General features: G+C 65.9%; 1 pseudogene. It reads right to left on the bottom strand.

From position 1 onward, the window contains the following. Nucleotides 1-238: pseudogene (locus tag L6Q67_RS09065) on the bottom strand (group II intron reverse transcriptase/maturase); the annotation flags it as partial. Nucleotides 239-328: the final 90 nt, after the last annotated feature.

Here is a 328-nt window from a genome sequence, read left to right as displayed (position 1 = left end):
GGATCGATAGTCCATCCACCCCGGCACTGCCGCGATTGGATTTGACGCGTTTCCACGCCGCCTCCAGGTTCGCGCTCGCGAGCACCTGCCTAAGCAGGTCTTCTTGCCCTGGGCTTGCGGTTTCATGCCGCGCCGTCCGCGCTTCATCACGCATCGCCTTGGGCTCGGCTTCACCTCGCCTTCCCGCGCTGCGCCCCGTGTCACCGGGCTTCTGATGCACTGCTCGTCCGAGCGACATGGCCTTCGGCCCTCCTACTCGTTCGGCCCTTCCTCGGCGATCTTCGGCCTCACCGGCCCCACCTCCCAGTACTACGGCCTCTGCTGACTT

The organism is Zoogloea sp. (genome assembly GCF_023150065.1).
Lineage (GTDB): Bacteria > Pseudomonadota > Gammaproteobacteria > Burkholderiales > Rhodocyclaceae > Zoogloea.
Note: the sequence above shows the minus strand (reverse complement) of the source record. Positions and strands in the feature narration are given on the sequence as shown.